This is a genomic window from Streptomyces sp. NPDC102402 (genome assembly GCF_044765765.1).
GTDB lineage: Bacteria > Actinomycetota > Actinomycetes > Streptomycetales > Streptomycetaceae > Streptomyces.
In genome coordinates this window covers 16514-41509 of the sequence record NZ_JBIWKR010000025.1, presented here as the reverse complement: position 1 = coordinate 41509, position 24996 = coordinate 16514, and the positions used below count along the sequence as shown (strand labels likewise).

The 24996-nt window shown below is 71.9% G+C and carries 25 protein-coding genes; 10 read left to right on the top strand and 15 right to left on the bottom strand.

The window, feature by feature from the left end; all coding sequences use genetic code 11:
* Window positions 1–260: 260 nt before the first annotated feature.
* From ACIRJR_RS35705 to ACIRJR_RS35685, 5 genes are all read left to right on the top strand, one after another.
* Window positions 261–1895: an FAD-dependent monooxygenase gene (locus ACIRJR_RS35705; RefSeq protein ID WP_403788691.1), complete on the top strand. Its 1635-nt coding sequence runs from the start codon at window positions 261–263 to the stop codon at window positions 1893–1895.
* A 32-nt stretch (window positions 1896–1927) separates the two neighbouring features.
* Complete coding sequence (locus tag ACIRJR_RS35700) at window positions 1928–2014, top strand: putative leader peptide (protein ID WP_311605579.1); 87 nt, start codon at window positions 1928–1930, stop codon at window positions 2012–2014.
* Window positions 2015–2270: 256 nt separating this feature from the next.
* The gene (locus tag ACIRJR_RS35695; RefSeq protein WP_403788689.1) at window positions 2271–2798 is read left to right on the top strand and encodes a cysteine dioxygenase; all 528 of its coding nucleotides are present in this window, start codon (window positions 2271–2273) and stop codon (window positions 2796–2798) included.
* Window positions 2795–3226 carry a rhodanese-like domain-containing protein gene (locus ACIRJR_RS35690; RefSeq protein ID WP_403788687.1) on the top strand — a complete coding sequence of 144 codons (432 nt, stop codon included), beginning with the start codon at window positions 2795–2797 and terminating at the stop codon, window positions 3224–3226. The genes ACIRJR_RS35695 and ACIRJR_RS35690 overlap by 4 nt, the downstream gene beginning before the upstream one ends.
* 154 nt (window positions 3227–3380) lie before the next feature.
* Entirely contained in the window at window positions 3381–4031 is a 651-nt protein-coding gene (locus tag ACIRJR_RS35685) for a hypothetical protein (protein ID WP_403788685.1), read from the top strand.
* A 427-nt stretch (window positions 4032–4458) separates the two neighbouring features.
* Here ACIRJR_RS35685 and recX read toward each other — a convergent pair whose 3' ends face one another.
* Both recX and recA read right to left on the bottom strand, forming a co-directional pair.
* A complete protein-coding gene (gene recX, locus ACIRJR_RS35680; protein WP_403788683.1) occupies window positions 4459–5154 on the bottom strand; it encodes a recombination regulator RecX in 696 nt (231 codons plus the stop codon).
* Between the two features lie 3 nt (window positions 5155–5157).
* Window positions 5158–6288, bottom strand: coding sequence for a recombinase RecA (gene recA, locus ACIRJR_RS35675; protein WP_403788681.1), 1131 nt, complete (start codon window positions 6286–6288; stop codon window positions 5158–5160).
* Window positions 6289–6651: 363 nt separating this feature from the next.
* Here recA and ACIRJR_RS35670 point away from each other — a divergent pair, with 363 nt between their 5' ends.
* Complete coding sequence (locus tag ACIRJR_RS35670; protein WP_403788679.1) at window positions 6652–7842, top strand: NAD(P)/FAD-dependent oxidoreductase; 1191 nt, start codon at window positions 6652–6654, stop codon at window positions 7840–7842.
* A 10-nt stretch (window positions 7843–7852) separates the two neighbouring features.
* Window positions 7853–8788, top strand: coding sequence for a sigma-70 family RNA polymerase sigma factor (locus ACIRJR_RS35665; RefSeq protein WP_403788677.1), 936 nt, complete (start codon window positions 7853–7855; stop codon window positions 8786–8788).
* 36 nt (window positions 8789–8824) lie between these two features.
* Here ACIRJR_RS35665 and ACIRJR_RS35660 read toward each other — a convergent pair whose 3' ends face one another.
* A complete protein-coding gene (locus ACIRJR_RS35660) occupies window positions 8825–9946 on the bottom strand; it encodes an AI-2E family transporter (RefSeq protein ID WP_403788695.1) in 1122 nt (373 codons plus the stop codon).
* Between the two features lie 199 nt (window positions 9947–10145).
* A complete protein-coding gene (locus ACIRJR_RS35655) occupies window positions 10146–10340 on the bottom strand; it encodes a DUF3046 domain-containing protein (RefSeq protein WP_403788675.1) in 195 nt (64 codons plus the stop codon).
* A gap of 80 nt (window positions 10341–10420) precedes the next feature.
* On the opposite strand from ACIRJR_RS35655, the gene ACIRJR_RS35650 reads away from it, so the two are divergent.
* Window positions 10421–11344 (top strand): hypothetical protein, encoded by a 924-nt coding sequence (locus ACIRJR_RS35650; RefSeq protein ID WP_403788673.1) that lies wholly within the window; start codon window positions 10421–10423, stop codon window positions 11342–11344.
* A 10-nt stretch (window positions 11345–11354) separates the two neighbouring features.
* Here ACIRJR_RS35650 and ACIRJR_RS35645 read toward each other — a convergent pair whose 3' ends face one another.
* Genes ACIRJR_RS35645 through ACIRJR_RS35635 form a run of 3 tightly spaced genes read right to left on the bottom strand, consistent with a single transcriptional unit; the run spans window position 11355 to window position 13310 of the window.
* Complete coding sequence (locus tag ACIRJR_RS35645) at window positions 11355–11660, bottom strand: AzlD domain-containing protein (protein WP_403788671.1); 306 nt, start codon at window positions 11658–11660, stop codon at window positions 11355–11357.
* Window positions 11657–12436: an AzlC family ABC transporter permease gene (locus ACIRJR_RS35640; protein WP_403788669.1), complete on the bottom strand. Its 780-nt coding sequence runs from the start codon at window positions 12434–12436 to the stop codon at window positions 11657–11659. The genes ACIRJR_RS35645 and ACIRJR_RS35640 overlap by 4 nt, the downstream gene beginning before the upstream one ends.
* 10 nt (window positions 12437–12446) lie before the next feature.
* Window positions 12447–13310 carry an AraC family ligand binding domain-containing protein gene (locus ACIRJR_RS35635; RefSeq protein ID WP_403788667.1) on the bottom strand — a complete coding sequence of 288 codons (864 nt, stop codon included), beginning with the start codon at window positions 13308–13310 and terminating at the stop codon, window positions 12447–12449.
* Between the two features lie 101 nt (window positions 13311–13411).
* Between ACIRJR_RS35635 and ACIRJR_RS35630 the strand changes: the two genes are divergently transcribed.
* Entirely contained in the window at window positions 13412–18127 is a 4716-nt protein-coding gene (locus tag ACIRJR_RS35630; protein ID WP_403788665.1) for a DEAD/DEAH box helicase, read from the top strand.
* Between the two features lie 126 nt (window positions 18128–18253).
* Window positions 18254–19090, top strand: coding sequence for an Fpg/Nei family DNA glycosylase (locus ACIRJR_RS35625; RefSeq protein ID WP_403788663.1), 837 nt, complete (start codon window positions 18254–18256; stop codon window positions 19088–19090).
* On the opposite strand, the gene ACIRJR_RS35620 is transcribed toward ACIRJR_RS35625, so the two are convergent.
* The 8 genes from ACIRJR_RS35620 to ACIRJR_RS35585 all read right to left on the bottom strand — a co-directional run bounded on the left by ACIRJR_RS35620 (window position 19087) and on the right by ACIRJR_RS35585 (window position 24898).
* Window positions 19087–19305, bottom strand: coding sequence for a hypothetical protein (locus tag ACIRJR_RS35620; RefSeq protein WP_403788661.1), 219 nt, complete (start codon window positions 19303–19305; stop codon window positions 19087–19089). The genes ACIRJR_RS35625 and ACIRJR_RS35620 overlap by 4 nt on opposite strands.
* Before the next feature lie 349 nt (window positions 19306–19654).
* On the bottom strand, window positions 19655–19831 hold the full coding sequence (locus ACIRJR_RS35615; RefSeq protein WP_403788693.1) for a CsbD family protein: 177 nt from the start codon (window positions 19829–19831) through the stop codon (window positions 19655–19657).
* An 81-nt stretch (window positions 19832–19912) separates the two neighbouring features.
* The gene (locus tag ACIRJR_RS35610; protein WP_403788659.1) at window positions 19913–20383 is read right to left on the bottom strand and encodes a Dps family protein; all 471 of its coding nucleotides are present in this window, start codon (window positions 20381–20383) and stop codon (window positions 19913–19915) included.
* A gap of 221 nt (window positions 20384–20604) precedes the next feature.
* Window positions 20605–20988: a helix-turn-helix domain-containing protein gene (locus ACIRJR_RS35605; protein ID WP_014153702.1), complete on the bottom strand. Its 384-nt coding sequence runs from the start codon at window positions 20986–20988 to the stop codon at window positions 20605–20607.
* 109 nt (window positions 20989–21097) lie between these two features.
* The gene (locus ACIRJR_RS35600) at window positions 21098–21607 is read right to left on the bottom strand and encodes a CinA family protein (protein ID WP_403788657.1); all 510 of its coding nucleotides are present in this window, start codon (window positions 21605–21607) and stop codon (window positions 21098–21100) included.
* The gene (pgsA, locus tag ACIRJR_RS35595) at window positions 21607–22452 is read right to left on the bottom strand and encodes a CDP-diacylglycerol--glycerol-3-phosphate 3-phosphatidyltransferase (RefSeq protein ID WP_403788655.1); all 846 of its coding nucleotides are present in this window, start codon (window positions 22450–22452) and stop codon (window positions 21607–21609) included. Before pgsA ends, ACIRJR_RS35600 begins: the two co-directional genes overlap by 1 nt.
* Entirely contained in the window at window positions 22449–23927 is a 1479-nt protein-coding gene (gene rimO / locus ACIRJR_RS35590; protein ID WP_403788653.1) for a 30S ribosomal protein S12 methylthiotransferase RimO, read from the bottom strand. Before rimO ends, pgsA begins: the two co-directional genes overlap by 4 nt.
* 170 nt (window positions 23928–24097) lie before the next feature.
* A complete protein-coding gene (locus tag ACIRJR_RS35585) occupies window positions 24098–24898 on the bottom strand; it encodes a helix-turn-helix domain-containing protein (protein ID WP_403788651.1) in 801 nt (266 codons plus the stop codon).
* Between the last annotated feature and the right edge of the window lie 98 nt (window positions 24899–24996).

Here is a 24996-nt window from a genome sequence, read left to right as displayed (position 1 = left end):
GGCCCCCGGCGGGCCCCCCCCCCCCCGGGGGCCCCCCCCCCCCCCCCCCCGGGGGGGGCCGGGGGGGGGGGGGGGGGGGGGGGCCCCCCCCCGGGGGGGGGGGGGGGGGGCCCCCCCCCCCCCCCCGCCACGTTCCCTGGTCACTTGACGCACGCACCGCCAGTAGGTTGCATACGTTCTGTGATCCCGCCCCGAACGACCGCCGCCGCTCACTTCTCCCTTCCCTGGGCCTCGACGACCGGCGCCGGAGGGATCACCCCGTGGACCCGGTGATCGTCGTCGGCGCCGGCCCGGTCGGGCTGGCGCTGTCGCTCGCTCTCGCCGCTCAGAGCGTTCCCGTGGTCCTCCTCGACGAGGGCCCGGGCAAGGACGAACCCCGCCCGGCGCGCACCGTCGTGCTGCGGGAGGACACCGCGGACCTCGTGGAAAGGCTCGGCTGCGCGACGCTGCACACCGAGGGGCTGCGGTGGGCCGGCTGGCGGTCGGTACGGCGCAAGCAGTTGGTGCGGGCCGTGCCGCTGGGCGACGAGGACGGCACCGTCCCACTGGCCTCGCCCGTCCATCTGCCCCAGCACGCGCTCACCGGAGGGCTACGGGCCGCGGTCGCCGCGCAGGACCTCGTCACCATGGTGCCCTGCGGCAGGATCGACACCCTGGAGCAGGACCCGCACGGGGTCACGGTGCACACCCGGGAGCCCGGATCGACCTGGTGGCGCGGGAGTTACCTGGTGGGCTGCGACGGCGCACGGTCCACCGTGCGCAAGCTCCTGGACATCAGGTTCCCCGGCCGTACGGCGGTGGAACGGCACGCCGTCGCCGCGCTGCGGGCCGATCTCCCCTGGCCGGGGGAGGCCGTGCTGCACCGTTCTCCCCCCTGGCGCACCGGCGGTGCGGAGGTCACCGCGCGACCGCTCCCGAGAGATGTCTGGCGTCTGGACTGGCTCCTCCCGCCGCGCGGTGAACTGGTCACTCCCGACGCCCTCATCACCCGGATCCGCGACACCCTCGCGGGCTGGTGCGGTGAGACACCGGCCTACGAGCTGCTGGACACGGGCGTGTACACGCTGCACCACCGGCTGGCCAGGCGATGGCGCTCCGAGCGCGCCTTCCTCGCGGGCGACGCCGCGCACCTGCTGGGAGCGCTCGGCACCCAGGGACTGGACGAGGGGCTCCGCGACGCGGAGAACCTGGCCTGGAAGCTGGCCCAGGCCTGGCACCAGAGCGCCTCGGAACTCCTGCTCGACAGCTACCAGGCCGAGCGAAGGGCCGCCGTCGCCTCCAGACTGCGTGCCGCCGACCAGTCGCTGCCGATACTGCGGGGCAGCGCCGGCCTCCGCACGCTCGTACCCGGTGGCGCACGGGGGCACGACACCCTGCTGGCCGACGGCCATCTGGGGTGCGGGCCGCTGGGCGCGCCCCCTTCGTACAACCACTCCCCCCTTTCGCCTCAACGCGCCGAGGCGCACGCGACGGTGGGGACGGCTCCAGGTGCGCCGGTAGCCGATGTGCAAGTGACCGCGCCCGACGGGAAGACGGTGCGGCTGCGCGACAGGCTGGGCCAGGGGCATCTGCTGGTGATCCTGGTCGCACCGGGCACCGGGGTCTGGGACCGGCGGCACTGGCTGACCGCGGGGGTCATGCCCCGGCTCGTCGATGCGGTGGACGCCCTCCCGGTGAAGGCCGAACTGCTGGTCACCGAGAGCTATCCGGGGGCGACGGCCCATACGGTGCTGCTGGTCAGGCCGGACGGACATCTCGTGGCGGCCTTCGGCGGTGTGCGGCCGGCGGAGCTCTTCGCGGCGGCGGACACGGCGCGCGGCGGTGGCGCGGGTACGGCGCACGGGGACGACGCGCCCACCACCGCGAGCTCCGACCGGACCGCGGACGTCAATTGACCGTCGCAGGCGCACATGGTGTACTCCAGATCATGACTGACACCGATGTGCGCCTGTGGCGGAGGGTCCATATGGACCTCGTCCGCTATGCGGGCTGCGTGTGTCGCCCGTCCTGCTGAATCGCCTTCCCCCGCACGCCGTGCTGTTCTCCGCACCGCTGTGCTTCCACGCGAACTTCTCAGGACGGCCGTTGTGTCTGCATCCTCCCCTTCACTGCCCACACCCACGCCTTCCCCGGCCACTCCCGCGTCCGTTATCGGCGCGGACGCTCCCGCCCCGGATGCTCCCGGCGCGGGCACTTCGACCGTCGGCGCAAACACTTCGACCGTCGCCGCAAACACTTCGACCGTCGCCGCGGGCACTTCGACCGTCGCCGTGGGAGCCCCGGCCGCCCCAGGCCAGGACGCTCCGGCCCCGACCGCCGCGGAGTTGCTCGACTTCGTCCGCCGGACCGCCGAGGACAGTGCTCTCGTCGCCTCGCTGCCCCTCGATCCCGAGGGCCGCACCTGGCTCAGGCTCGAAGGCCCTGGCGGCAGTGAGGCCTGGCTGATCAGCTGGCCGCCCGGTTCCGGCACCGGATGGCACGACCACGCCGAGTCGACGGGCGCGTTCACCGTGGCGGCAGGCGCCCTGCGCGAGCACTCGCTGGCCGCACGGCTGCCCACCGACGGCTGGAAGACGCTCGAACTGAGCGAGGGCGTCGACCGGACACGGCTCCTGGCGACGGGCCAGGGCAGGGCCTTCGGCCGGCACCACGTCCACGAGGTCCTCAACGAGTCCGGGCGCGAACACGCCGTGTCGGTGCACGCGTACTACCCCCCGCTGCCGCAGATCCGTCGCTACAGCCGTACGGGCCCGGTGCTGCGTCTGGAGCAGACGGAACGCCCTGAGGACTGGCAGTGAGCGGCGCGGACGAGAGCCGCCGGGCCCCGGTGGGCATCGACGGGCTGCTCGACCGGGTGCGGGCCGGTTATGAACGTATCGGCCCCGCGGAGGCCGCAGCCGCGGCAGCCGAGGGCGCGCTGCTGGTCGACATCCGCTACGCGGCGCTGCGCGAGAGGGACGGGCTGATCCCCGGGGCGCTGGTGGTCGAGCGGAACGAGCTGGAGTGGCGACTCGATCCGCAGGGCAGCCACCGTGCCACGCAGGCGGTGAGCCACGATCTGCGGGTCGTGGTGATCTGCAACGAGGGCTACGCGTCGAGCCTCGCGGTCGCCTCCCTGCGTCAGCTGGGACTGCACCGGGCCACGGATCTGACCGGCGGCTTCCAGGCATGGCGCGCGGCAGGGCTTCCCGTGACTCCCCGGCCGGCGGAGCCCGGCACCCACTGACCCGCAGCCTCGGCCAGCGGGCCCCCGCTGGCGTCCACGGGAGCCGAACGGCTCCTCGCCCCACCCGAACGCCGCTCTCCGGTGGAGCAATCACCGCGCACGACGGACATTCACCTCATCACTGAGGACCGGAATGTACGGAGATGTCGCGCTGATGGAAACCGTTCAGCTCACCCCGGACCAGATCGACGCGGAGGCCTCCCGGCTCCATGACACGGACACGTGGCAGCACATCGTCACGGGCTGGGAGCGCACCGCCGAGGAGCCCGCACCGCCGGCAACCGCACCCCCGGCACATGTTCCGGAGAGTGAGGCGCCCCCTGCTCCCACCTCCGGTTGGCGGGATCTGTTGTCGGTGCCCGTCGACCGGCTCGTCGAGGACTCACTGCGGACCCTGCCCACGTCGCTTCCCCGCGAGCGCCCGCTCCCCGGGCGCTTCGGAGCCGTACTGCCCGAGCGCCTGCACGCATGGCGCCGGATCGGACAGCCCGACGTGCGCCCGTCCGTCCATCTCGGCTACGCGCGGCAGGTCCTGACCGACTGGGGGTGGCAGAACACTCCCTACCGTCTGCGCAACGCCCGCGGCGCGCGCTGCCTGTGCGGGGCCATGCTGACCGCCCACCGGCTCGGATACGGTTCGCTCGGCACCCTGGACCGTGCCGGCGCCTGGATCATCACAGAGCTGCGCTCGCAGGGCTGGACCGATCTGATCGGCCCCTGGAACCGTCAGCCCGGGCGCACCGCCGCTGATGCACTGGCCTTGCTCGACGCCACGATCCGCCGGGCCTCCCTGGCAGGGCACTGAGCCGGCCGACGCGTGCCCGACGCAGGTCCGCGCCCGGACATCCGCACGACAGCCCGCGACACCCGACGGGGCGGACGCAGCCCCCGGTCCAAGGTGCCTGCGCAGCCTCCGCCGGCCGGGGCTCTGCGGCGGTGGCCCCCTCCGCCACCGCCGCAGGCCCCCGTTCGGCTGCATCGCTCAGGCCCCCGTTCGCATGCGCCGCCCAGGCCCCCGTCCACATGCGCCGCCCAGGCCCCCGTCCACATGCGCCGCGCAGGCGCCCGTTCGCAGGCGCCGCGCAGGCGCCGCACCCCCGTGCACTCCTGGCGCTGGACCACGGCACGTCAGCCGGCCTGTTCCCCGGCGGCCGCTGTGCCCTCTGTCTCGCCCCCCGCCCCCGTCCCTCTCCTCCAGCTCCTCCGCCCCTGGTCGGAGGAGCTCCCCCACGTCAGAAGAGCTCGTCCAGCCCTTCCGTGTCCTCCCCCTCGGCCTCGATCGCCTGGCGCACCACGCGCAGGGCCATTCCCTCCCCGTACCCCTTACGCGCGAGCATGCCCGCGAGCCTGCGCAGACGCTTGTCGCGGTCCAGCCCCCGGGTGGAGCGGAGCTTCCGCGCGACAAGCTCCCTGGCGGTCTCCTCCTCCTGCTCGGGGTCGAGCTGTCCGACCGCCTCGTCGATCACCGCCGGGTCCACCCCCTTGGTGCGCAGCTCCCTCACGAGGGCACGCCGGGCCAGCCCTCTGCCGTGGTGCCTGGACTCGACCCAGGCATCCGCGAACGCCGCGTCGTCGATCAGCCCCACGTCCTCGAAACGCGACAGCACTTCCTCCGCCGCCTCGTCGGTGATCTCCCGCTTGCGCAGCGCGTCGGCCAGCTGCCGCCGGGTACGCGGGGTTCCGGTCAGCAGCCTCAGGCAGATGTTGCGAGCCTGCTCGACCTGGTCTCGCGGTTCCCCCTTCTCGGCCCTCGACGAGGAAGGGGAACCGCTGCTTCTGGAACGGGAGCGGGATCGACGGCCCGCCCCCTCGCCGAACCCGGCCCCCCGGCCGGGCTCCGGAAGGCCTCCGGACGGCTCTGCGGCGTACTCGGGGCCGGGATCCGCACCGGTCGTGTCGGCGCCCGGCCACTCCGTGCGACGCGTCACGGCCTAGCTCTTGGCCGTCGCGGCCTTGGCGGGCTTGGCCTTGGTCGCCGGAGCCGGTACCGACTTGACCGCTCCCTCCGCCGGAGCGCCGGCGGTGGCTGCGGCGTCGGCCGTGGGCTCCGCCGCGGCATCCTCCGAACGGCCACCGACGCCGAGCTTGTCGAGAATCTTCTTCTCGATCTCGTTGGCCAGGTCGGGGTTGTCCTTGAGGAAGTTGCGGGAGTTCTCCTTGCCCTGGCCGAGCTGGTCCCCCTCGTACGTGTACCAGGCGCCGGCCTTGCGGACGAAGCCGTGCTCCACGCCCATGTCGATCAGACCGCCCTCACGGCTGATGCCCTGGCCGTAGAGGATGTCGAATTCGGCCTGCTTGAACGGCGGCGCGACCTTGTTCTTGACGACCTTGACGCGGGTGCGGTTACCCACGGCGTCGGTGCCGTCCTTGAGCGTCTCGATCCGGCGGATGTCCAGACGCACCGAGGCGTAGAACTTCAGCGCCCGGCCACCGGTCGTGGTCTCCGGGGAACCGAACATCACGCCGATCTTCTCGCGGAGCTGGTTGATGAAGATCGCGGTGGTCTTGGACTGGTTGAGCGCGCTGGTGATCTTACGGAGCGCCTGGCTCATCAGGCGGGCCTGCAGACCCACGTGCGAGTCGCCCATCTCGCCCTCGATCTCCGCACGGGGCACCAGGGCCGCCACGGAGTCGATCACGATCAGGTCGAGCGCGCCGGAGCGGACGAGCATGTCCACGATCTCCAGCGCCTGCTCGCCGTTGTCCGGCTGCGAGAGGATGAGGCTGTCGATGTCGACGCCGAGCTTCTTCGCGTACTCCGGGTCGAGAGCGTGCTCCGCGTCGATGAAGGCCACCGAGCCACCGAGCCGCTGCGCGTTCGCCACCGCGTGCAGCGTCAGCGTCGTCTTGCCGGAGGACTCCGGCCCGTACACCTCCACCACTCGGCCGCGGGGCAGGCCGCCGACGCCGAGCGCGACGTCGAGCGCGGTCGACCCGGTCGGGATCACCTCGATCGGCTCGTTCGGCCGCTCACCGAGGCGCATCACCGCGCCCTTGCCGAATTGCCGTTCAATCTGTGCGAGTGCGGCGTCCAGCGCCTTCTCGCGGTCGGTTCCTGCCATGGGTTCCACCCGATTTGCTTGAGTCGATCGCTTCACGTCACAGACGCTAACCCCTGCCACTGACAATGGGCCTCGACGTCCTCCCGCCCTGTGGACAACTCCACGGTCGGGCCCGGCAAAACCCGGCCGGAATTCCATAAGAATGGATGTTCGATTTCGGTGTCAAGCGCACCGCGCCGGGCCGACACGGCCGGGAACGGCCGCCCCGCGCCGCAGGACCTCGATCATCACGATCGGGGACCGGCCGCCACGAGGCTCACACCCACGGAACCACATCATGTGACCCACGTCACACCCATCTCCTGTCAGTAATCAGGCCGCCGCCCCGTTCAAGGGGCACGCGAACGAGACAGGAGCAACGCCATGAAGCACCGCATCGTCGTCCTCGGCGCCGGATACGCCGGGGCATTCGCCGCCGGCAGCCTTGCTCGCCGGCTCTCACCCGCCGACACCGAGATCACTGTCGTCAACGCCGTGCCCGACTTCGTCGAGCGGATGCGGCTCCACCAGCTCGCGGCCGGGCAGGACCTCTCGTGCCGCAAGCTCGCCGACGTGTTCGCGGACACCGGAGTGCGCCTGCGCCTGGCGCGCGTCACCGGCGTCGACCCCGAGCGCGGAACCGTCGCCCTGGCCGGCGAGGCCGGTGACGGGGACCTCCCGTACGACACGCTTCTCTACACGCTCGGCAGCTCCGTCGCCCACCACGGCGTCCCGGGCGTCGCCGAGTACGCCTTCGACGTGACCGGCCGGTCCTCGGCGCTGCGGCTGCGCGAGCGCCTGGCCGGCCTGGGCGCGGGCAGCACCGTGCTGGTCGTCGGTGAGGGGCTGACCGGCATCGAGACCGCCACCGAGCTCGCCGAGTCCCGCCCCGACCTGTCGGTCGCGCTCGCCGCACGCGGCGAACCGGGGGCCTGGCTCTCCCCGAAGGCCCGCCTCCATCTGCGCCGGGCCTTCGACCGGCTCGGCGTCACCGTCCACGAGCACACGGCCGTCGAAGCCGTCGAACCGGCACGGGCGATCGTCTCGCACGGCACGCCCCTCCCTGCCGACGTGACCGTGTGGGCGGCGGGGTTCACCGTGGACCCCATCGCCGCCGCCAGCGGCCTGGAGGTCGCCGGGACCGGCCAGATCGTGGTCGACCGCACCATGCGCTCGGTCTCGCACCCGGACGTCTACGCCGCCGGTGACTGCGCCTACGCGATCGGCGAGAACGGCCGGCCGCTGCCGATGTCCTGCGCGTCGGCCGGCATCACCAACATGCAGGCGACAGCGGCGATCGTCGCGCGTCTCACGGGCGGCAAGGTCCCCAGTGTCGGGCTGAGGCACTACGGCAATCACCTCAGTCTCGGACGACGGGACGCGATCTTCCAGATGGTGGACGGCGACGTCCGGCCGAAGTCCTGGTACCTCGGCGGCCGGAGCGCGGCGCGACTCAAGTCGGGCGTGCTCAAGGGGGCCGGGGCGGGCATCGCCCACCCGACCTTCGGCATGCCGACGCGCAGGCGCCGTCTGGCCACCGTGCCGGACGGGACCGCCGCTGAGACCGTCTCCTAGGCTGCTCCGCGTGGACAGCGCAGCCATTGACCGGTTCGAGGCGGGCCGGGGCCTTCTGGCCTCGCTCGCGTACCGTCTGCTCGGCTCGGCCGCCGACGCCGAGGACGCCGTGCAGGACACGTTCCTGCGCTGGCAGGCCGCGGACCGTGAACGCGTCGAGGTGCCGGAGGCGTGGCTGACCAAGGTCATCACCAACCTCTGCCTCGACCGGCTCCGCTCTGCTCAGGCACGCCACGAGCGAACGGCCGGTGCCTGGCTGCCCGAGCCGCTGCTGGACGGCGACCCGATGCTCGGCCCTGCCGACACCTTCGAGCAGCGCGAATCGGTGTCCCTGGCCGTGCTGACCCTCCTGGAGCGCCTCTCGCCGGTCGAGCGGGCCGTCTACGTCCTGCGTGAGGCCTTCTCGTACAGCCATGCCGAGATCGCCGGGATCCTCGACATCACCGAGTCCGCGAGCCAGCAGCATGCCCACCGGGCCCGGACCCGGGTCGTCGCCGAACGCCGCCGGGGCCGTGAGGCCGACCCCGGGGCCGCGCGCCGGGTCGTCGAGGAGTTCCTCGCCGCCGCCGCGTCGGGGCGCACCGAACGGCTGGTTGCGCTGCTCACCGACGACGTGACGGCGGTGTCCGACGGCGCCGGGCTGAGCAGGAGGCTGCTGCGGTTCGACACGCGCGAGCGGGTCGCCTCCTTCGTGCGGGCGGGTTTCAAGCCCACGCCGGCGAAGCGGCGGCTGGCCGGTGGCTCGCCCGCGATCCACATCGCGCGCGTCAACGGATCGCCGGCCGTCCTCGCCGTGGTCGACGGCCGCGTGATCGGCACCGTGGCGTTCGAGATCGGCGACGGCAAGGTCGCGTCCCTGCGCGGTATCGCCGCCGCCGACCGGCTCAAGCGACTCGACGAGGCCTGGCGGCGGCACGAACCCGACGCGCCGGTCCTCACCTGGTGACGGTGGCCTGAGGGGGCGGCGCTCCTCCTGCCCGTGTCATCCCCTGCCCGGGCGCCGCACCGCGCGCCGGATCCTCGTCAGCGCCGGCTCTCCACGCCGCCAGCGGTGCCCGCCCTGCACCCGCGGGTCGTCCATCACGTCGTAGCGCTTCACGTAGGCGCCCAGGAACGCCTGGAGCGTCGCGACCGCCGGAATGGCGATCAGTGCCCCGACGGCGCCCATCAGCGCGGTGCCCGCCACCACCGACCCGAAGGCGACCGCGGGGTGGATGTCGACCGTCTTGGAGGTGAGCTTCGGCTGCAGCACGTAGTTCTCGAACTGCTGGTAGACCACGACGAATCCCAGGACCCACAACGCGTACCAGGGGTTGACGGTGAAGGCGATCAACATCGGCAGTGCCCCGGCCAGATAGGTGCCGATCGTGGGGATGAACTGCGAGACGAGGCCGACCCAGACCGCGAGCGCAGGCGCGTAGGGCACTCCGAGGACCTCGAACAGGATGTAGTGCGCCGCGCCCGAGATGAGCGCCATCAGCCCGCGCGAGTAGATGTAGCCGCCGGTCTTGTCGACCGCGATCTCCCAGGCACGCAGCACCTCGGTCTGCCGCGAGGGCGGCAGCACGGAGCACAGCGCGCGCCGCAGACGGGGGCCGTCAGCGGCGAAGTAGAAGGAGAACAGGAAGATCGTGAGCAGCCGGAACAGCCCGCCGAGCACGGTCGTGGAGACATCGAGCACACCGGTCGCGCTGTTCTGGACGTATCTCTGGAGCCAGTCCGAGTGCAGCAGGCTGTCCTGCACCTCGACACGGGAGAGCTCTGTGTGGAAGGTCTGGTTGACCCAGTTGATCACTGAGTCGAGGTACTTGGGGAACTCCTCGACCATGTCGACGATCTGTCCGGCGAGCATCGACCCGAGCAGAACGACGAAGCCCACTCCGACGATCAGCACGGCGAGGAAGACCAGGAAGGTGGCGAGCCCCCGGCGCATCCCGCGTCCCGCCATGCGGCTGACGGCCGGCTCGATGGCCAGCGCCAGGAAGAAGGCGATGAGGACGTTGGTCAGCAGCCCGATGAGCTGGTAGAAGGCCCAGCTGCCGAGTTGGAAGCACCCGTAGAGCGCCAGCGCCATCACCACGGCACGCGGCAGCCATCCGGGCATGCGGGCGGGGCCGGTACCGGGCGGCGGATTAGGTGGTGCGGCCGGCGGGACGGGCGGTGAGGCGGGCGGCTCGGTCTGGGCGGTCTCGTCTGTCGGTGCCACGGGACAAGTCTCGCTCACCGCGGTGACAGCCGGTTGCCCGGCCCGGTAGCGGCAGTGCGAAAAGGCGAAGTCGTTCCGGTGGTCGGGACCGCGCCGCTCAACGCTGGTCCGCGGGCACACCGACCGCCGAGCAGACCCCGCGCCAGACGTCCTTGGCCTCCCAGCCCGCGGCCAGGGCCTCGTGCACCGTGCGGCCACCGAGCTCCGCCATCACGTGATCGCGCGCGAAGGAATCGGCGTACGTCGCGCCGAAGTAGTCCGCCATCCGTTCCCAGAAAATCGTCAACCGCATGCCTCCAGTATCCCGCCCCTGAGAGTGCAGCCTGGCCGGGAGGACCCTGCCGAGCGCGTTCTCCCCTCTACGGTCGGTCCATGGCTGGAACCGGAGCACACTCTCTCGCCCGCGCCGAGCAGTTCATCTGGCTCACCGCACGCGTCCTGGAACAGCGGCGGTTCGCCCATCTCTTCCTGGAAGGGAGCGCGGACAGCGTCGAGACCGCGCTCGCCGCCTATCGGAACGAGGACGGTGGCTATGCTCACGCGCTCGAACCCGATCTCCGCGGACCGGTGAGTCAACCGCTGCACACCGCACACGCGCTGAGCGTTCTCGACTCGATCGGCCGCTGCGGTGGTCTGCGCGTGGAGCGGATCTGCCGCTACCTGACGGACGTGTCGACCAAGGAGGGCGCTCTGCCCGCGCTCCGTCCCTCGCAGCGGGGCTACCCCTCCGCTCCGTTCATCCCCGTCGTCGACGACCCGCCCGCCGAGCTGTTGTCGACGGGCCCGGTGGTCGGGCTCCTGCACCGCAATCAGGTATGGCACGCCTGGTTGTTCCGGGCCACCGACTTCTGCTGGGCCGCGGTCGACGCGCTGGAGCGGTCCCAGCGGTCCCATCCGTACGAGGTCGAGGCCGCCGTCGCCTTCCTCGACGGCGTACCGGACCGGGGGCGCGCCGAGTCAGCCGCCGACCGGCTGGGGCGACTGGTCCGTGCGCAGAGGCTGGTGGTGCTCGACGCGCGGCGCCGCGACGAGTACCCGGTGGCCCCCGGTTACGCCCCGGGGGAGCACCACTTCCCCTACGACTACGCCCGTACGCCCGGGTCGCTCGCCCGCCGGTGGTTCAGCGACGGTGAGCTGGAAAGCTCCCTGGACCATCTGGCGGCCGAGCAGCAGGAGGACGGCGGGTGGCCGGTCAACTGGCGCCGGTGGGCGCCCGGAACCGCCTTGGAGGGCCGTCCGATCGTGACGCTCAGGGCCCTGCGGACCCTCCAGGCGTACGGCCGTGGTCCGCGCTGATCCGGCCCGCTCAGAACACGGCGCGCGCCACGGCGGTGACCAGGACGGCAGAGCCCACGACGACCAGGAAGGGGGCTCGCAGGACGAGGGCGAGTGCCGCCGCGGCGAGTCCCGCCGCTCTGGCGTCCAGCACCAGATCCTGCGCGTCGCCGAAGGTCTGCTGGGCGGTGAGGGCCGCGAGCAGCGCCACCGGCAGGAGCGCCGCCATCCGTTGCACGAGGGGGCGTTCCAGGACTCCGGCGGGGACCAGCAGCCCCAGGAGCTTCGCGAGGTAGCAGCCGACGGCCGTGAGCCCGATGGCGATCCAGATGTTCATCGGCCCTCCCCGGGCGTGGAGTCCCCGGTGACTTCCTCGTTCGTGGCGCTCCTGCCACGGCCGTTCAGGAAGAGGACGACGGGTGCCGCCAGCGCGGACACGAGTACGGGCACGCCCGCCGGCAGCACCGGCAGGAGACCGAGCACCAGCAGGACGGCGAGCCCGGCCGTGACGCGCTCCGTGGTGCTCTTCAGCATCGGAGCGAGCAGGGCGAGGAACACGGCGGGGCTCGCCGCGTCCAGCCCCCAGGCGTCGGTGTCGCCGAGCGCCTCGGCGCCGAGCGCGCCGATCAGCGTGGTCAGGTTCCACAGGGCGTACAGGGTGAGCCCCGTCACGGTGAACCCGATCCGTGCCGCTCTCCGGGTGGGCTGGGGCAGCGTGACGGCGGTCGTCTCGTCGATGACCCATTGCGCGGCGAGGGGGCGCAGCGCGCGCGGGAGGGCGAGGAGCTGCGACAGCCGCAGTCCGTAGAAGGCGTTGCGGATGCCCAGGAAGAACGCTCCGGCCGCGGCGGTGTACGGGTTGCCGCCTGCGGCGAGGGCGCCCACGAGGGCGAACTGGGAGGCGCCGGTGAAGACGAGGAGGCTCAAGGCACATGTCTGGAGGAGGGTCAGTCCGGAGCCTGCCGAGGTCACGCCGAAGGCGAAGCCGGAGAGACCCACGGCTATGCCCACGCCGAGTGCGTCCCGGACGACTGCCGCGTCCTGCTTCTCCTCGGCCGGCCCCTGAAGGTCGGGGGCCGCCGGGCCCTGAGGGAGTGCTGTCTGTTCTGCCACGTCCGGAACGCTACGGGGCGAGGGCCCGGTCGGTCTTGTACGTTCTTGCGCGTTCACGCTGGTAGGCGCCCGGAGGCACCCCTACGATCCGGGTGAAGTGGCGGTTGAGATGGGGCTGGTCGGTGAAGCCCACGGCGGCGGCGGCCTCGGCGGGAGCCGTCCCCGCGTCGAGCAGGCGGCGCGCACGGCGTACGCGGGCGTCGGTGAGCCAGGTGTGCGGAGGCATTCCGTACTGCTTCTTGAAGGCCCGCAACAGTGCGAACGGGCTGGTGCCGAGCTCCGCGGCGAGCCCTTCGAGGGTGGGCGGGCGCTCCATCCGCTCCTCCAGCACGGCGCGGGCGCGGGCGGCGTCGCGGGCACCGGCGGAGTGCGGCGTCCTGGTCGGCGGCACGCTGCCGTGGCGGTCGAGCAGCTGGGCGACCAGCACACGCAGGACGCTGTCGGCTGCCAGGGCGTTGCCCTCCTCCGCGGCCCGGTGGACCTCGGATATCAGCCGGGCGGCACGCGGGTCCGTCACTCCGGGCCCGGCGAAGCCGACCGTGCCCCGGGTGCCCGTGAGATCCGCGGCGATGTCGTTGACCACCTGGGCGGACGGGTAGAGCGTGGCGTACGCCCACCCTTCGGGCACTCCGGCGCGGGCGGTGTGGGGCACCTCCGGGTTGATCATGATCACGGTTCCCGGCCCGGCGTGCACGGTGCCCTCGGGGAGACCGACCTCCTCGACACCACTGGTGACCGTGGCGAAGACGTAGCCCTCGTGGCTGTGGCGCGGAAAGGTGTGGCGGACGTACCGGGCACGCAGCAGATCGAGGTCGGGCAGTTCGGCGTGCTGCCAGTGCCTCGCCCACTCCTGTGCCGCCGCTGACTCCGCCATGTTCGCATTCTCGCAGGTCCGGGCTGTGGGCGCGGTCCGTGGACGTGGGCCCCGGGCACGTCCACCGGCCGTTGTCGGTGGTGGGGTGCACGATGGGGGGCATGGCCGGTTCCGCACTCGATTCGTTCTCGCCCGCGACCCGCAGCTGGTTCGCGGCTGCCTTCGACGCGCCCACCGCGGCGCAGGAGGGTGCCTGGCGTGCCATCGGCGAGGGTTCGGACGTGCTGGTCGTCGCACCGACCGGATCGGGCAAGACGCTCGCCGCGTTCCTCGCCTCCCTGGACCGGCTGGCGGCCGTCCCGCCGCCGGCCGAGGCGAAGAAGCGCTGCCGTGTGCTGTACGTGTCGCCGATGAAGGCGCTCGCGGTCGACGTCGAGCGGAACCTGCGTTCGCCGCTGACCGGGATCCGCCAGGAATCGGTGCGCCTGGGGCTCCCCGAGCCGGAGGTGCGGGTCGGGATCCGCTCCGGCGACACTCCTCCGGCCGAGCGCCGCTCGATGGCGACGAAGCCCCCGGACATCCTGATCACCACCCCCGAATCGCTGTTCCTGATGCTCACCTCCTCGGCCCGGGACGCGCTGGCGGGTATCGAGACGGTGATCGTGGACGAGGTGCACGCCGTCGCGGGCACCAAACGCGGCGCCCATCTCGCCCTGTCCCTGGAGCGCCTGGACGAGCTGCTGCCGCGGCCGGCGCGCCGTATCGGGCTGTCGGCGACGGTCCGCCCGGTCGACGAGGTCGCGCGGTTCCTGTCGCCCCAGCGGAAGGTGCGGATCGTCCAGCCACCGTCCGCCAAGGAGTTCGACCTCTCCGTCGTCGTTCCGGTGGAGGATCTCGGCGAGCTGGGTGGTTCCCCCGCCACGGGTGACGAGGGCGGCCAGGCCGAGAAGCCGTCGATCTGGCCGCACGTCGAGGAGCGGATCGCCGACCTCGTCCAGTCACACCGCTCCACGATCGTCTTCGCCAACTCCCGTCGGCTCGCCGAGCGTCTGTGCAACCGGCTGAACGAGATCGCCTACGAGCGGGCGGCCGGCGCCGCGTCGCAGGAGGGGGGTGAGGCCGGCCGGCCGCTGCCCGAGGCACACTCCCCCGCCGAGGTCATGGCCCAGTCGGGAGCCGCGAGGGGAGCGCCTCCCGTTCTCGCGCGTGCGCATCACGGCTCGGTGTCCAAGGAACAGCGCTCCCAGGTCGAGGAGGACCTCAAGGCGGGCCGGCTGCCCGCTGTCGTCGCCACCTCCAGCCTGGAGCTGGGCATCGACATGGGGGCGGTCGACCTGGTGGTCCAGGTCGAGTCGCCGCCGTCCGTGGCGTCGGGGCTGCAGCGGGTGGGCCGCGCCGGGCACCAGGTCGGTGCCGTGTCCACCGGCGTGGTCTTCCCCAAGTACCGCGGCGACCTGGTGCAGGCGGCCGTGGTGACCGAGCGGATGCGCGAAGGTGCCATCGAGGCACTGCGGATCCCGTCCAACCCCCTGGACGTCCTCGCCCAGCAGATCGTCGCCACGGTCGCGCTCGACACCTGGCAGGCGGACGATCTTCTCGCCCTCGCCCGGCGCGCCGCGCCTTTCGCCTCGCTGCCCGAATCCGCGTTCACCGCCGTGCTCGACATGCTCGCCGGACGCTATCCGTCCGACGCCTTCGCGGAACTGCGCCCCCGTGTGGTGTGGGACCGCGTCACCGGCGCGGTCACGGGCCGCCCCGGTGCCCAGCGGCTCGCCGTCACCTCGGGCGGCACCATCCCCGACCGCGGGCTCTTCGGCGTCTTCCTGGCCGGCGCGGACCCGAAGAAGGGCGGCGGACGCGTCGGCGAGCTGGACGAGGAGATGGTCTACGAGTCCCGGGTGGGCGACGTCTTCACCCTGGGCACCACGTCGTGGCGGATCGAGGACATCACCAGGGACCGGGTCCTGGTCTCGCCGGCCCCCGGGGTCCCGGGGCGGCTGCCGTTCTGGAAGGGCGACCAGCTGGGCCGCCCGCTGGAGCTGGGCCGTGCGCTGGGCGCGTTCCTCCGGGAGATCGGCGCCCTGTCCGACGAGGACGCCCGGCTGCGGCTGCTCGCCGCCGGCCTCGACGCGTGGGCGGCGGACAACATCCTGTCGTACCTCGACGAGCAGCGCCGTGCCTGCGGCCACGTCCCGGACGACCGGACGGTCCTCGTCGAGAGGTTCCGGGACGAGCTCGGTGACTGGCGGGTCGTCGTGCACTCGCCGTTCGGCGCCCAGGTGCACGCCCCCTGGGCACTCGCCCTCTCCGCCCGGCTCGGCGAGCGGTACGGCATGGACGCACAGGTCATGCACGCGGACGACGGCATCGTGCTGAGGCTGCCCGACGCCGATCTGATGGGCCTCGACCTCCTGGACTTCGATCCGGCTCAGGCGGATGCGGGAGCCGGTGGGGACGCCGGTCCCGGGCGCGGCGATCCCGGACCGGGCTTCCCCGGCGCCGGGTTCGGCAGTGATCAGCCGCCGGTCGGGGCGACCGACGTGGTGTTCGACAAGGGCGAGATCGGCCAGGTCGTCACCGAGCAGGTCGGCGGATCGGCCCTGTTCGCCTCCCGGTTCCGTGAATGCGCCGCACGCGCCCTGTTGTTGCCCCGGCGCAGTCCGGGAAAGCGCACCCCTCTGTGGCAGCAGCGCCAGCGTGCGTCGCAGCTGCTCCAGGTGGCCTCCGAGTTCGGCTCGTTCCCGATCGTCCTCGAAGCGGTCCGCGAGTGCCTTCAGGACGTCTTCGACGTCCCGGGTCTCACCGAGCTGATGGGCGATCTGGAGGCGCGCCGTATCCGTCTGGTCGAGGTGACCACCCCCGAGCCGTCGCCTTTCGCCCGCTCGCTCCTCTTCGGATACGTCGCGCAGTTCCTGTACGAGGGCGACTCGCCGCTCGCCGAGCGGCGAGCGGCCGCGCTCTCGCTCGACTCCCACCTCCTGGCGGAGCTGCTCGGCCAGGCGGAGCTGCGCGAGCTGCTCGACGCGGATGTCCTCGGGGAGCTGGAGCGGGAGCTCCAGTGGCTGACCGACGACAGGAAGATCAAGGACGTCGAGGGGGTCGCCGATCTGCTGCGCGTCCTCGGCCCCCTCACCGACGCCGAACTGGCCGAGCGCGGGGCGGAACCCGGCTGGGCCCCGGAGCTGGAGACGTCCCGGCGCGCCATCCGGGTCCGGATCGGCGGTGCCGGTCACTGGGCAGCCGTGGAGGACGCGGGCCGACTGCGCGACGCCCTCGGCACCGCGCTTCCGGTAGGAGTTCCCGAAGCGTTCACCGAGCCGGTCAAGGACCCCCTCGGTGATCTCCTCGCCCGGTACGCCCGCACGCACGGCCCGTTCACCAGCACCCGGGCGGCGAGCCGTCTCGGCCTGGGCACCGCGGTCACGGACGGAGCGCTGCAGCGGCTCGCCGCCTCGGGCCGAGTCGTACAGGGAGAATTCCACCCGGCGGGCATCGGGCAGGAGTGGTGCGATGCCACGGTCCTGCGCAGGCTGCGCCGCCGTTCGCTGGCCGCGCTCCGCCAGGAGCTGGAGCCGGTTCCGCCCGCCGCTCTGGCAGGTTTCCTCCCTCAGTGGCAGCACCTCGGGGACAACAGCCTGCGGGGCATCGACGGACTGGCCCGCGCCATCGAGCAGTTGCAGGGCGCACCGGTCCCGGCGTCCGCGCTGGAGAAGCTGATCCTTCCGAGCCGCGTCATGGGATACGCCCCCGCCATGCTCGACGAGCTCACCACCACCGGCGAAGTCGTCTGGGCCGGGGCGGGCGCCCTCCCGGGGAAGGACGGCTGGCTCTCCCTCTACCTGGCCGACAGCGCGCCCATGCTCCTGCCTCCACCCCATCCGCTGGAGCAGACCGCGTTGCACGAGTCGGTGCTCACCGTCCTCTCCGCCGGGTACGGCCTCTTCTTCCGTCAGATCGCCGACCAGGTCCGCGCCACCACGCACCCGGACTGCACCGATCCCCAGCTGGCCGACGCGCTCTGGGACCTGGTCTGGTCCGGCCGTCTCACCAACGACACGCTGGCACCGCTGCGTTCGCTCCTGGGTTCGGGGCGCACGGCGGGCTCCACCGCACACCGCGCGAAGCGGAGTGTGCCGCGCGGCCGTTACGGGTCACTGACGGCGGCGGCACGCCCCGCCTCCCGGACCGGTCCGCCGACCGTCTCGGGACGGTGGTCGCTGCTGCCCGCCGCGGAGCCCGAGCCGACCCATCGCGCGCATGCCCTGGCCCGGACGCTCCTCGACCGCCACGGAGTGGTGACCCGCGGCGCGGTGCAGGCCGAGGGCGTCGAGGGCGGGTTCTCCGCGGTCTACCGGATCCTCGCCGCGTTCGAGGACAGTGGCCAGGCCCGGCGCGGTTATGTCGTCGAGGGGCTCGGGGCGGCCCAGTTCGCGATGGACGGCGCCGTGGACCGGCTCAGGGCCGCCTCCACCGCGCGTGACCGCGCCGACCCCGGATCGGTTCCCCGCGCGCTCGTCCTCGCGGCGGCCGATCCCGCCAACGCGTACGGCGCCGCGCTGCCCTGGCCCGAGTCGCCGGACGGCGCGGGGCACAAACCGGGGCGCAAGGCCGGCTCGCTGGTGGTCCTCGTGGACGGCGAGCTGACGCTCTACATGGAGCGCGGCGGAAAGTCCCTGCTCGCGTGGCCCACCGATCCCGCCGACCCGGCCCTCCGCGCCGCCGCCGAGGCGCTGGCGTCAGCCGCGCGCGCGGGGACGCTCGGCACGGTCACGGTGGAGCGCACCAACGGCGCCTCCTCCCTGACATCCCCGCTGGGCCGGACCCTGGAGGCCGCCGGTTTCCTCGCCACGCCACGGGGTCTGCGGCTGCGCGCCTGAGTGCTCGCCGGGATTCAGCCGTCGCGTGCCCGGCTCATCCGCCGCGAGGTCACCTGTCGCGTGTCCGAGGTACCGCTCACGGCGCGGGGCAGGGACCACGCGGCGCTGTCCGCGCATCATGGAGGCATGCCCGAAGGCGACACCGTCCTGCAGACAGCCCGGCGTCTCGACGTGGCACTGGCCGGCCAGGTACTGACGGTCTTCGATCTGAGGGTCCCGCGGTTCGCCACGTCGGACCTGACCGGTCGGACGGTCCTGGGCGTCACCGCGCGCGGCAAGCACCTGCTCACCCGCATCGAGGGCGGCCTCACCCTTCACAGCCATCTGCGCATGGACGGCGCATGGCGCGTGTTCGGACCCGGCGAGCGCTGGAGGGGCGGCCCCTCCCACCAGATCCGCGCCGTGCTCGCGACAGCGGAGCACACAGCAGTCGGCTACCGGCTGCCCGTCCTCGAACTGCTCCGCACCGTCGACGAGGACCAGGTCGTCGGCCATCTCGGTCCCGACCTGCTGGGGCCCGACTGGGATCCGGACGCCGCCCTGCGCAATCTGCTCTCCGACCCCGGCCGCCGTGTCGGGGACGCGCTCCTTGACCAGCGGAATCTGGCCGGAATCGGCAATGTCTACATGTGTGAGCTCTGCTTCATGGCCCGTGCGACCCCCTGGCTCCCGGTGGGCGAACTGTCCCTGCCCCTCGCCACCCGCCTGGTCAGTACGGCCAGACAACTCCTCGAGGCCAATCGCGACCGTCCGATGCGGACCACCACCGGAGCGACACCGGCCCTCCGCGGCCGCACGCGGGAACGCCTCTTCGTCTACGGACGGGCGGGCCGCCCCTGCCTGCGCTGTCGTACGCCCATCCGTGTGGCGGACCGTGACGATCGCCCGGCCTACTGGTGCCCCCACTGCCAGTCCGGGCCCACCGCGGCCGAACCGATGGAACCGACCGGCCGGCAGGGCTAGGTGGATATGTCCGTCCGCTCCGTCTCGGGATCCTCAGCAACCTGGTCCGGCCGCACCGCAGCCGCCACATGGACCGGCAGCAGGCTCAGACCCCATCCCCCTGCCGCCACCGCGCCCTCGACGACTCCGGCGTGCTCCGGCTTCAGGAGCAGCCGGAGCACCGCCCACCACCACACGCCACCGAGGACGAGCGCCGGCACCCATCGCCGCACCATGGCTGCCTCCTCCGGCCGACGCTAGTACGGCACGAGATCCTGACGGGAGGGCGCACCGGTGCACTACCGGCGTGCGCGGCACGGACGGAACGACAGCGCGCGCTCTCCTGGACTCCCAGTCGGGAGAGGCGAGCCCCTGCCCTCCCCCGCAGTTTCCCCCGGGGCGTCGCGGTGTGCATCCCGCGTCCTGCGGGACGCTGTCCGCTCCGCATGCGTGTGCCTCCACCGATACGTCGGTGGAGGCACACGCATGCGGAGCGGACACCCTGCCTGCCCCGTGACCGGCCGGATCGTGTCGGCCCGAGCTTCTGAAGCCCGGCCAGGACGGGAAGGCCGGAGGGGCCGGGGCCTAGCGATCGTCGTCGTTCTTCAGGGAGTCCTTCACGCCCTTGGCGCGCTCGCCGGCCCCTCCCAGTGCGCCCTCGGTCTTGGCCTTGGCCTGGTCCGCCTTGCCCTCGGCCTCCTTGCGGCGGTCACCGGTGAGCTTGCCCGTCGCTTCCTTGGCCTTGCCCTTGATCTTGTCCATCGCCTTGTCGTCACTCACTTCGAACTCCTCACTCGCTGCCGGGCGCCGTCACGGGGCACCCTGGCCCTCTGTCACCGCAGGTCAGGCGCTTTCGGCCTGGAACATCCACGCGTGCTTCTCGAGGTCCGCCGTCAGTGTGATCAGGATGTCCTGGCTGACGGGGTCCGGTTCAGCGGTCGCGTCGATCCGCTCCCGCATGCGCTCGATGACCACGAGAAGTGCCTCCACCAGCGCCCGTACCGCGTCCACGTCCTTGATCCAGCCGTCAGGCACGGAATCGATGGCCGTGGTCTTCGCCAGGGTCCGGGACCGTCCGTCGGGGTTGACTCCCACCGCGGAAGCCCTTTCGGCGACGGTGTCCGAGTGCTGCCGCGCGGTGTCCACGACCTCGTCGAGCTGCAGATGGATCGACCGGAAGCGGGGACCGACGACATTCCAGTGGACCTGCTTGGCCGCAAGGGAGAGGTCGATCAGATCGACCAGGGCACCCTGCAGTGCGTCTCCCACGACCTTCCGGTCACCCTCGGTCAACGCGCTCTTCACGACAGACATGCAATTCTCCTATCGGATAGCTGCTCGCTGTTCGGCCTACCACCCGTCCACGATGGCACAAATGACATAAAACGGTCACTCGGATGGTCTCCCTGAAGGAGTGCCCATCCGGCCTCACCTCGCGCCTGCCCGGCAAAGCGCCCCGCACACACCCCTACGCGAAAGCCCCGGCCGACCCCTTGAGGGGCCGGCCGGGGCTTCGTACACCGCGAACCGTGCGGTCAGGCGGCGACGACATCCACCGCTTCCGCGGGCGCCTTGATGGTCACCCGTCCTGTCGGCACGCCGGCGACCGACGCGACGGAGACGGAATTGAGCATCGGGCGCACCGGCACAGGCACCGCATCACTGGCCGCTGCCGACTCGGCCAGCTCAGCCAGGGACAGTTCATCGCTCACTTCACGCATGAGCTCGGACATCCGTACGTCCAACGCGTCGCAAATGGCGGAGAGCAGTTCGGAGGATGCCTCCTTCTGCCCCCGCTCCACCTCGGAGAGATAGCCGAGCGAGACTCGGGCGGACGAGGAGACTTCGCGCAGAGTACGGCCTTGGCGCTGGCGCTGCCGACGCAGCACGTCACCAAGCAGGCGACGGAGCAGAATCATCGGTGGCTCCCTCCTCGGACCGCGTAGCCGCATCCTTCACGCCCCACCGTACCGCCTCGCGCTGCGGCCGTGCGGGGAGCGATGTCGTGTTCACTCAGGGCTGCAAACATCAATTCCCCCCGTTCTGTTCCGTATCCTGTGCCCTCGCGTCTTCGCCGAGTTCGCCGGAGAGAAGCTCGAGCAGGCTCCGTACACTCTCCTTACGAATGTCCGCCCGCCCGCCGTTCAACCTCAGCTCGGCGACATTCCGCACGCCACCCGGCCCGGAAACGGCTATGAAGACCGTTCCCACGGGCTTGCCGTCCTGGGGCTCGGGGCCGGCGACACCGGTGGTCGAGACACCCCAATCGGCACCCAGGACCCGGCGCACACCGGTGGCCATCGCCTGCGCGACCGACGGATCCACCGCTCCGCGCTCGGCGAGGAGCGCCCCGTCGACGCCCAGCACGTCCCGCTTGAGAGGCGTCGCATACGCGGTGACGGACCCGCGGAAGCTCCGGGAGGCACCGGGGACGGAGGTGAGCTCGGCGGCCACGAGGCCCCCGGTGAGGGACTCGGCGACGGCGAGCGTCTCACCGCGCTCCTGAAGCCGCCGGAGCACCAGGGCGGCCCCGGACATCACCGCTCGGCCTCCGCGGTCCCACGACCGCCCGCCACGCGCTCCCCTACCGGTTCCCCCAGAGGTTCCACCATCGGCTCCGCGACGGCCTCCGCCCCGACGACGTCATCGGCTACGCATCCGCCGCCCACGGCCGGTTCGCCGCCGAGGGGCGCCTCGGCCTCCGCCGCCGCCACGAGCGCTTCCCGGGCGGCGGCCCGTTCGGCCGCGAGGCCGTGACCGCGCAGCACGAGGGCCTGGCGCACGTAGTCGAGCCCGGTGACGACCGTCAGCACGACCGCGGCCATCATCACCCAGAAGCGCAGAGTCGCCAGGGGCCCTGTCAGCGCCAGGACGTACATGCCGACGGCGATGCCCTGTGCCAGGGTCTTCACCTTCCCGCCGCGGCTGGCCGGGATCACCGAGTGCCGGATGACCCAGAAGCGCATCAGCGTGATGCCGAGCTCCCGGAAGAGGATCACACCGGTGATCCACCACGGCAGGTCCCCGAGCCAGGAAAGGCAGATCAGCGCCGCACCCATGATCGCCTTGTCCGCGATCGGGTCGGCGATCTTCCCGAAGTCGGTGACCAGGTTGTACGTGCGTGCCAGGTGGCCGTCGAAGACATCGGTGATCATCGCGACGGCGAAGGCCGCCCAGGCGAACGACCGCCAGACCGGGTCGTAGCCGCCGTCGTGCAGGAGCAGCATGACGAAGCCCGGGACCAGCAGCAGCCGCACCATCGTGAGGATGTTCGCGATGTTCCAGAGGCCGGCCTGGTTGACTGCCGCCGCGCCCAGCTTGCCGCCGCGGGGTGCCGGCGTCGCGCCGGAGCCGCCTGCCGCGGATGCCGGGGCTCCCGTCATCTGGCTGCCTCCGCAAGCTCGTGGTGTTCGGCCACGAGGTCCACTCCCTCGGTGCCCACTGCCTTCGCTTCGACCATAAGGCCCGGCACGAGCCCTTCGCGTGTGGTGAAGACGACCTGGCCGTCCGTTTCCGGTGCCTGGTGGGCGGCGCGGCCCACCGCCACGGGCCCGTCCTCGTCGGAGTCCACGGACTCGACGAGGACCTGGAGGGTCTCGCCGACCCGCTCCTCGGCCCGCTGCGAGGTCAGCTCCTCGGCGAGCTGCGAGATGTGCGCGAGGCGCTCCGCGATGACGTCGGCGTCCAGCTTGTTCTCGTAGCCGACGGCCTCGGTCCCCTCCTCGTCGGAGTATCCGAAGACCCCGATGGCGTCGAGGCGCGCGCCGGTGAGGAAGCGTTCCAGCTCGGCGAGGTCGGCCTCGGTCTCCCCGGGGAAGCCCACGATGAAGTTCGACCGCGCACCGGCCCGCGGAGCCTTGCCCCGGATGGTCTCCAGCAGTTCGAGGAAACGGTCCGTGTCACCGAACCGCCGCATCGCGCGCAGCACCCCGGGGGCGGAGTGCTGGAAGGAGAGGTCGAAGTACGGGGCGACCTTGGGCGTCGAGGTGAGCACGTCGATCAGTCCCGGCCGCATCTCGGCGGGCTGCAGGTAGCTGACGCGGATCCGCTCGATCCCCTCGACGTCGGCGAGCTCGGGCAGCAGGGTCTCCAGGAGCCTGATGTCGCCGAGGTCCTTGCCGTACGAGGTGTTGTTCTCGGAGACGAGCATGACCTCCTTGACCCCCTGCTCGGCGAGCCAGCGGGTCTCCTGGAGGACGTCGGACGGGCGCCGCGAGATGAACGAGCCGCGGAAGGACGGGATGGCGCAGAACGAGCAGCGCCGGTCGCAGCCCGAGGCGAGCTTCACGGAGGCGACCGGGCTGGTGCCCAGCCGGCGCCGCAGCGGTGCCCGCGGCCCCGAGACGGGTGCGACACCCTCCGGCAGATCGGCGGGGGCCGGCGCGATCTCCTGGGCGTGCCCGGGCAGCGCGACGGCGGCGTCCTGCCGCTCCGCCGGGCTGATCGGCAGCAGCTTGCGCCGGTCGCGCGGGGTGTGGGAGGCGTGGATGCCACCGTTGAGGATGGTCTGCAGGCGGTCGGAGATGTCGGCGTAGTCGTCGAATCCGAGGACCCCGTCCGCTTCCGGCAGTGCCTCGGCGAGGTCCTTGCCGTAGCGCTCGGCCATGCAGCCGACGGCCACCACGGCCTGGGTTCTGCCGTGGTCCTTCAGATCGTTCGCTTCGAGCAGGGCGTCGACGGAGTCCTTCTTGGCGGCTTCGACGAATCCACAGGTGTTGACGACGGCGACATCCGCGTCCGTGGCGTTCTCGACGAGCTCCCAGCCGTCCGCTGCCAAGCGGCCTGCGAGCTCCTCCGAGTCCACCTCGTTACGGGCGCAGCCAAGAGTGACAAGGGCGACGGTACGGCGTTCGGGCATGGGCTCAAGACTACTTTGTCCCGGCACTCGTCCTACCGTGCAGGGTTCACCGCTACAGAGAGTGACCGAACGGCCGGTGAAGCGGGGGTGAAGCACGGCGAACGAGAACGGTGAGTGCCCGGGCAGGACTGCCCGGTCACTCACCGCGAGGAGGAGCGTGGGTGGAGAGGTCAGCCGACCTCGGGATCACCCTTGGTGTACGAGAGCCGTTCGACCTGACCCGACTCGAACTGGTCGTCGACCTTCTTGCCGTTCACGAAGAGATCGATCGCTCCGGCGTCGCCGAGAACGAGGTCGACCCGCTCCTTGTCCTGGAAGGTCTTGGAGTCACCCTTTTCCAGCAGCCCGTCGAAGAGCAGCCGCCCGTTGTGGTCCTTGGCGGAGATCCAGCTCCTGCCCTCGGTGGCGCTGAGCTTGACCGTCACCTTGTCCCGGGGGGCAGCGGCGATGGCACTCTCGGAGGGAGCGGGCTTGGGGTCCGCGGGCTTGGTCGGGGTGGGCTTGGGCGTGGTCTTGTCGGGGGTCGAGCCTTCGGCGACCTGTGCCGAGCCCGATCCCTCGTCGTCGCCGCTGAAGAGCGTGAAGCCGACGAAGCCGATGACGGCGACGATGGCGGCGACCATGGCAGCGGTCCAGTTGGGCCGACGGGGTTCGGAGCGGATCCGCTCCGCCTCGAACAGCGGGGCCGCGGGGGTGGGCGCCGGCCGGCCGCCGTGCTCGGCGTCGAACTCCGCGATCAGCGGATCGGGGTCGAGCCGGACGGCGTGGGCGAGCATACGGATGTGACCGCGTGCGTACACGTCACCGCCGCAACGGGAGAAGTCGTCCTCCTCGATCGCGTGCACGATGGGGATGCGCACCCGGGTGGAGCTGCTGACTTCCTCGACCGTCAGACCTGCGGCGATACGAGCCTGCTGAAGCGCGCGACCGATCGAAGGCCGGTCGTCTTCGGGGGAGTTGCCGATGGACACGGGGGCGCCTTTCGAGCGTGAGCCACCTGCTGGATGTTCAGTCTAGGGGTGGTACGAAAGGGTGGGGCAACCGGGAGCGACGGCTTTGTACGCCATCG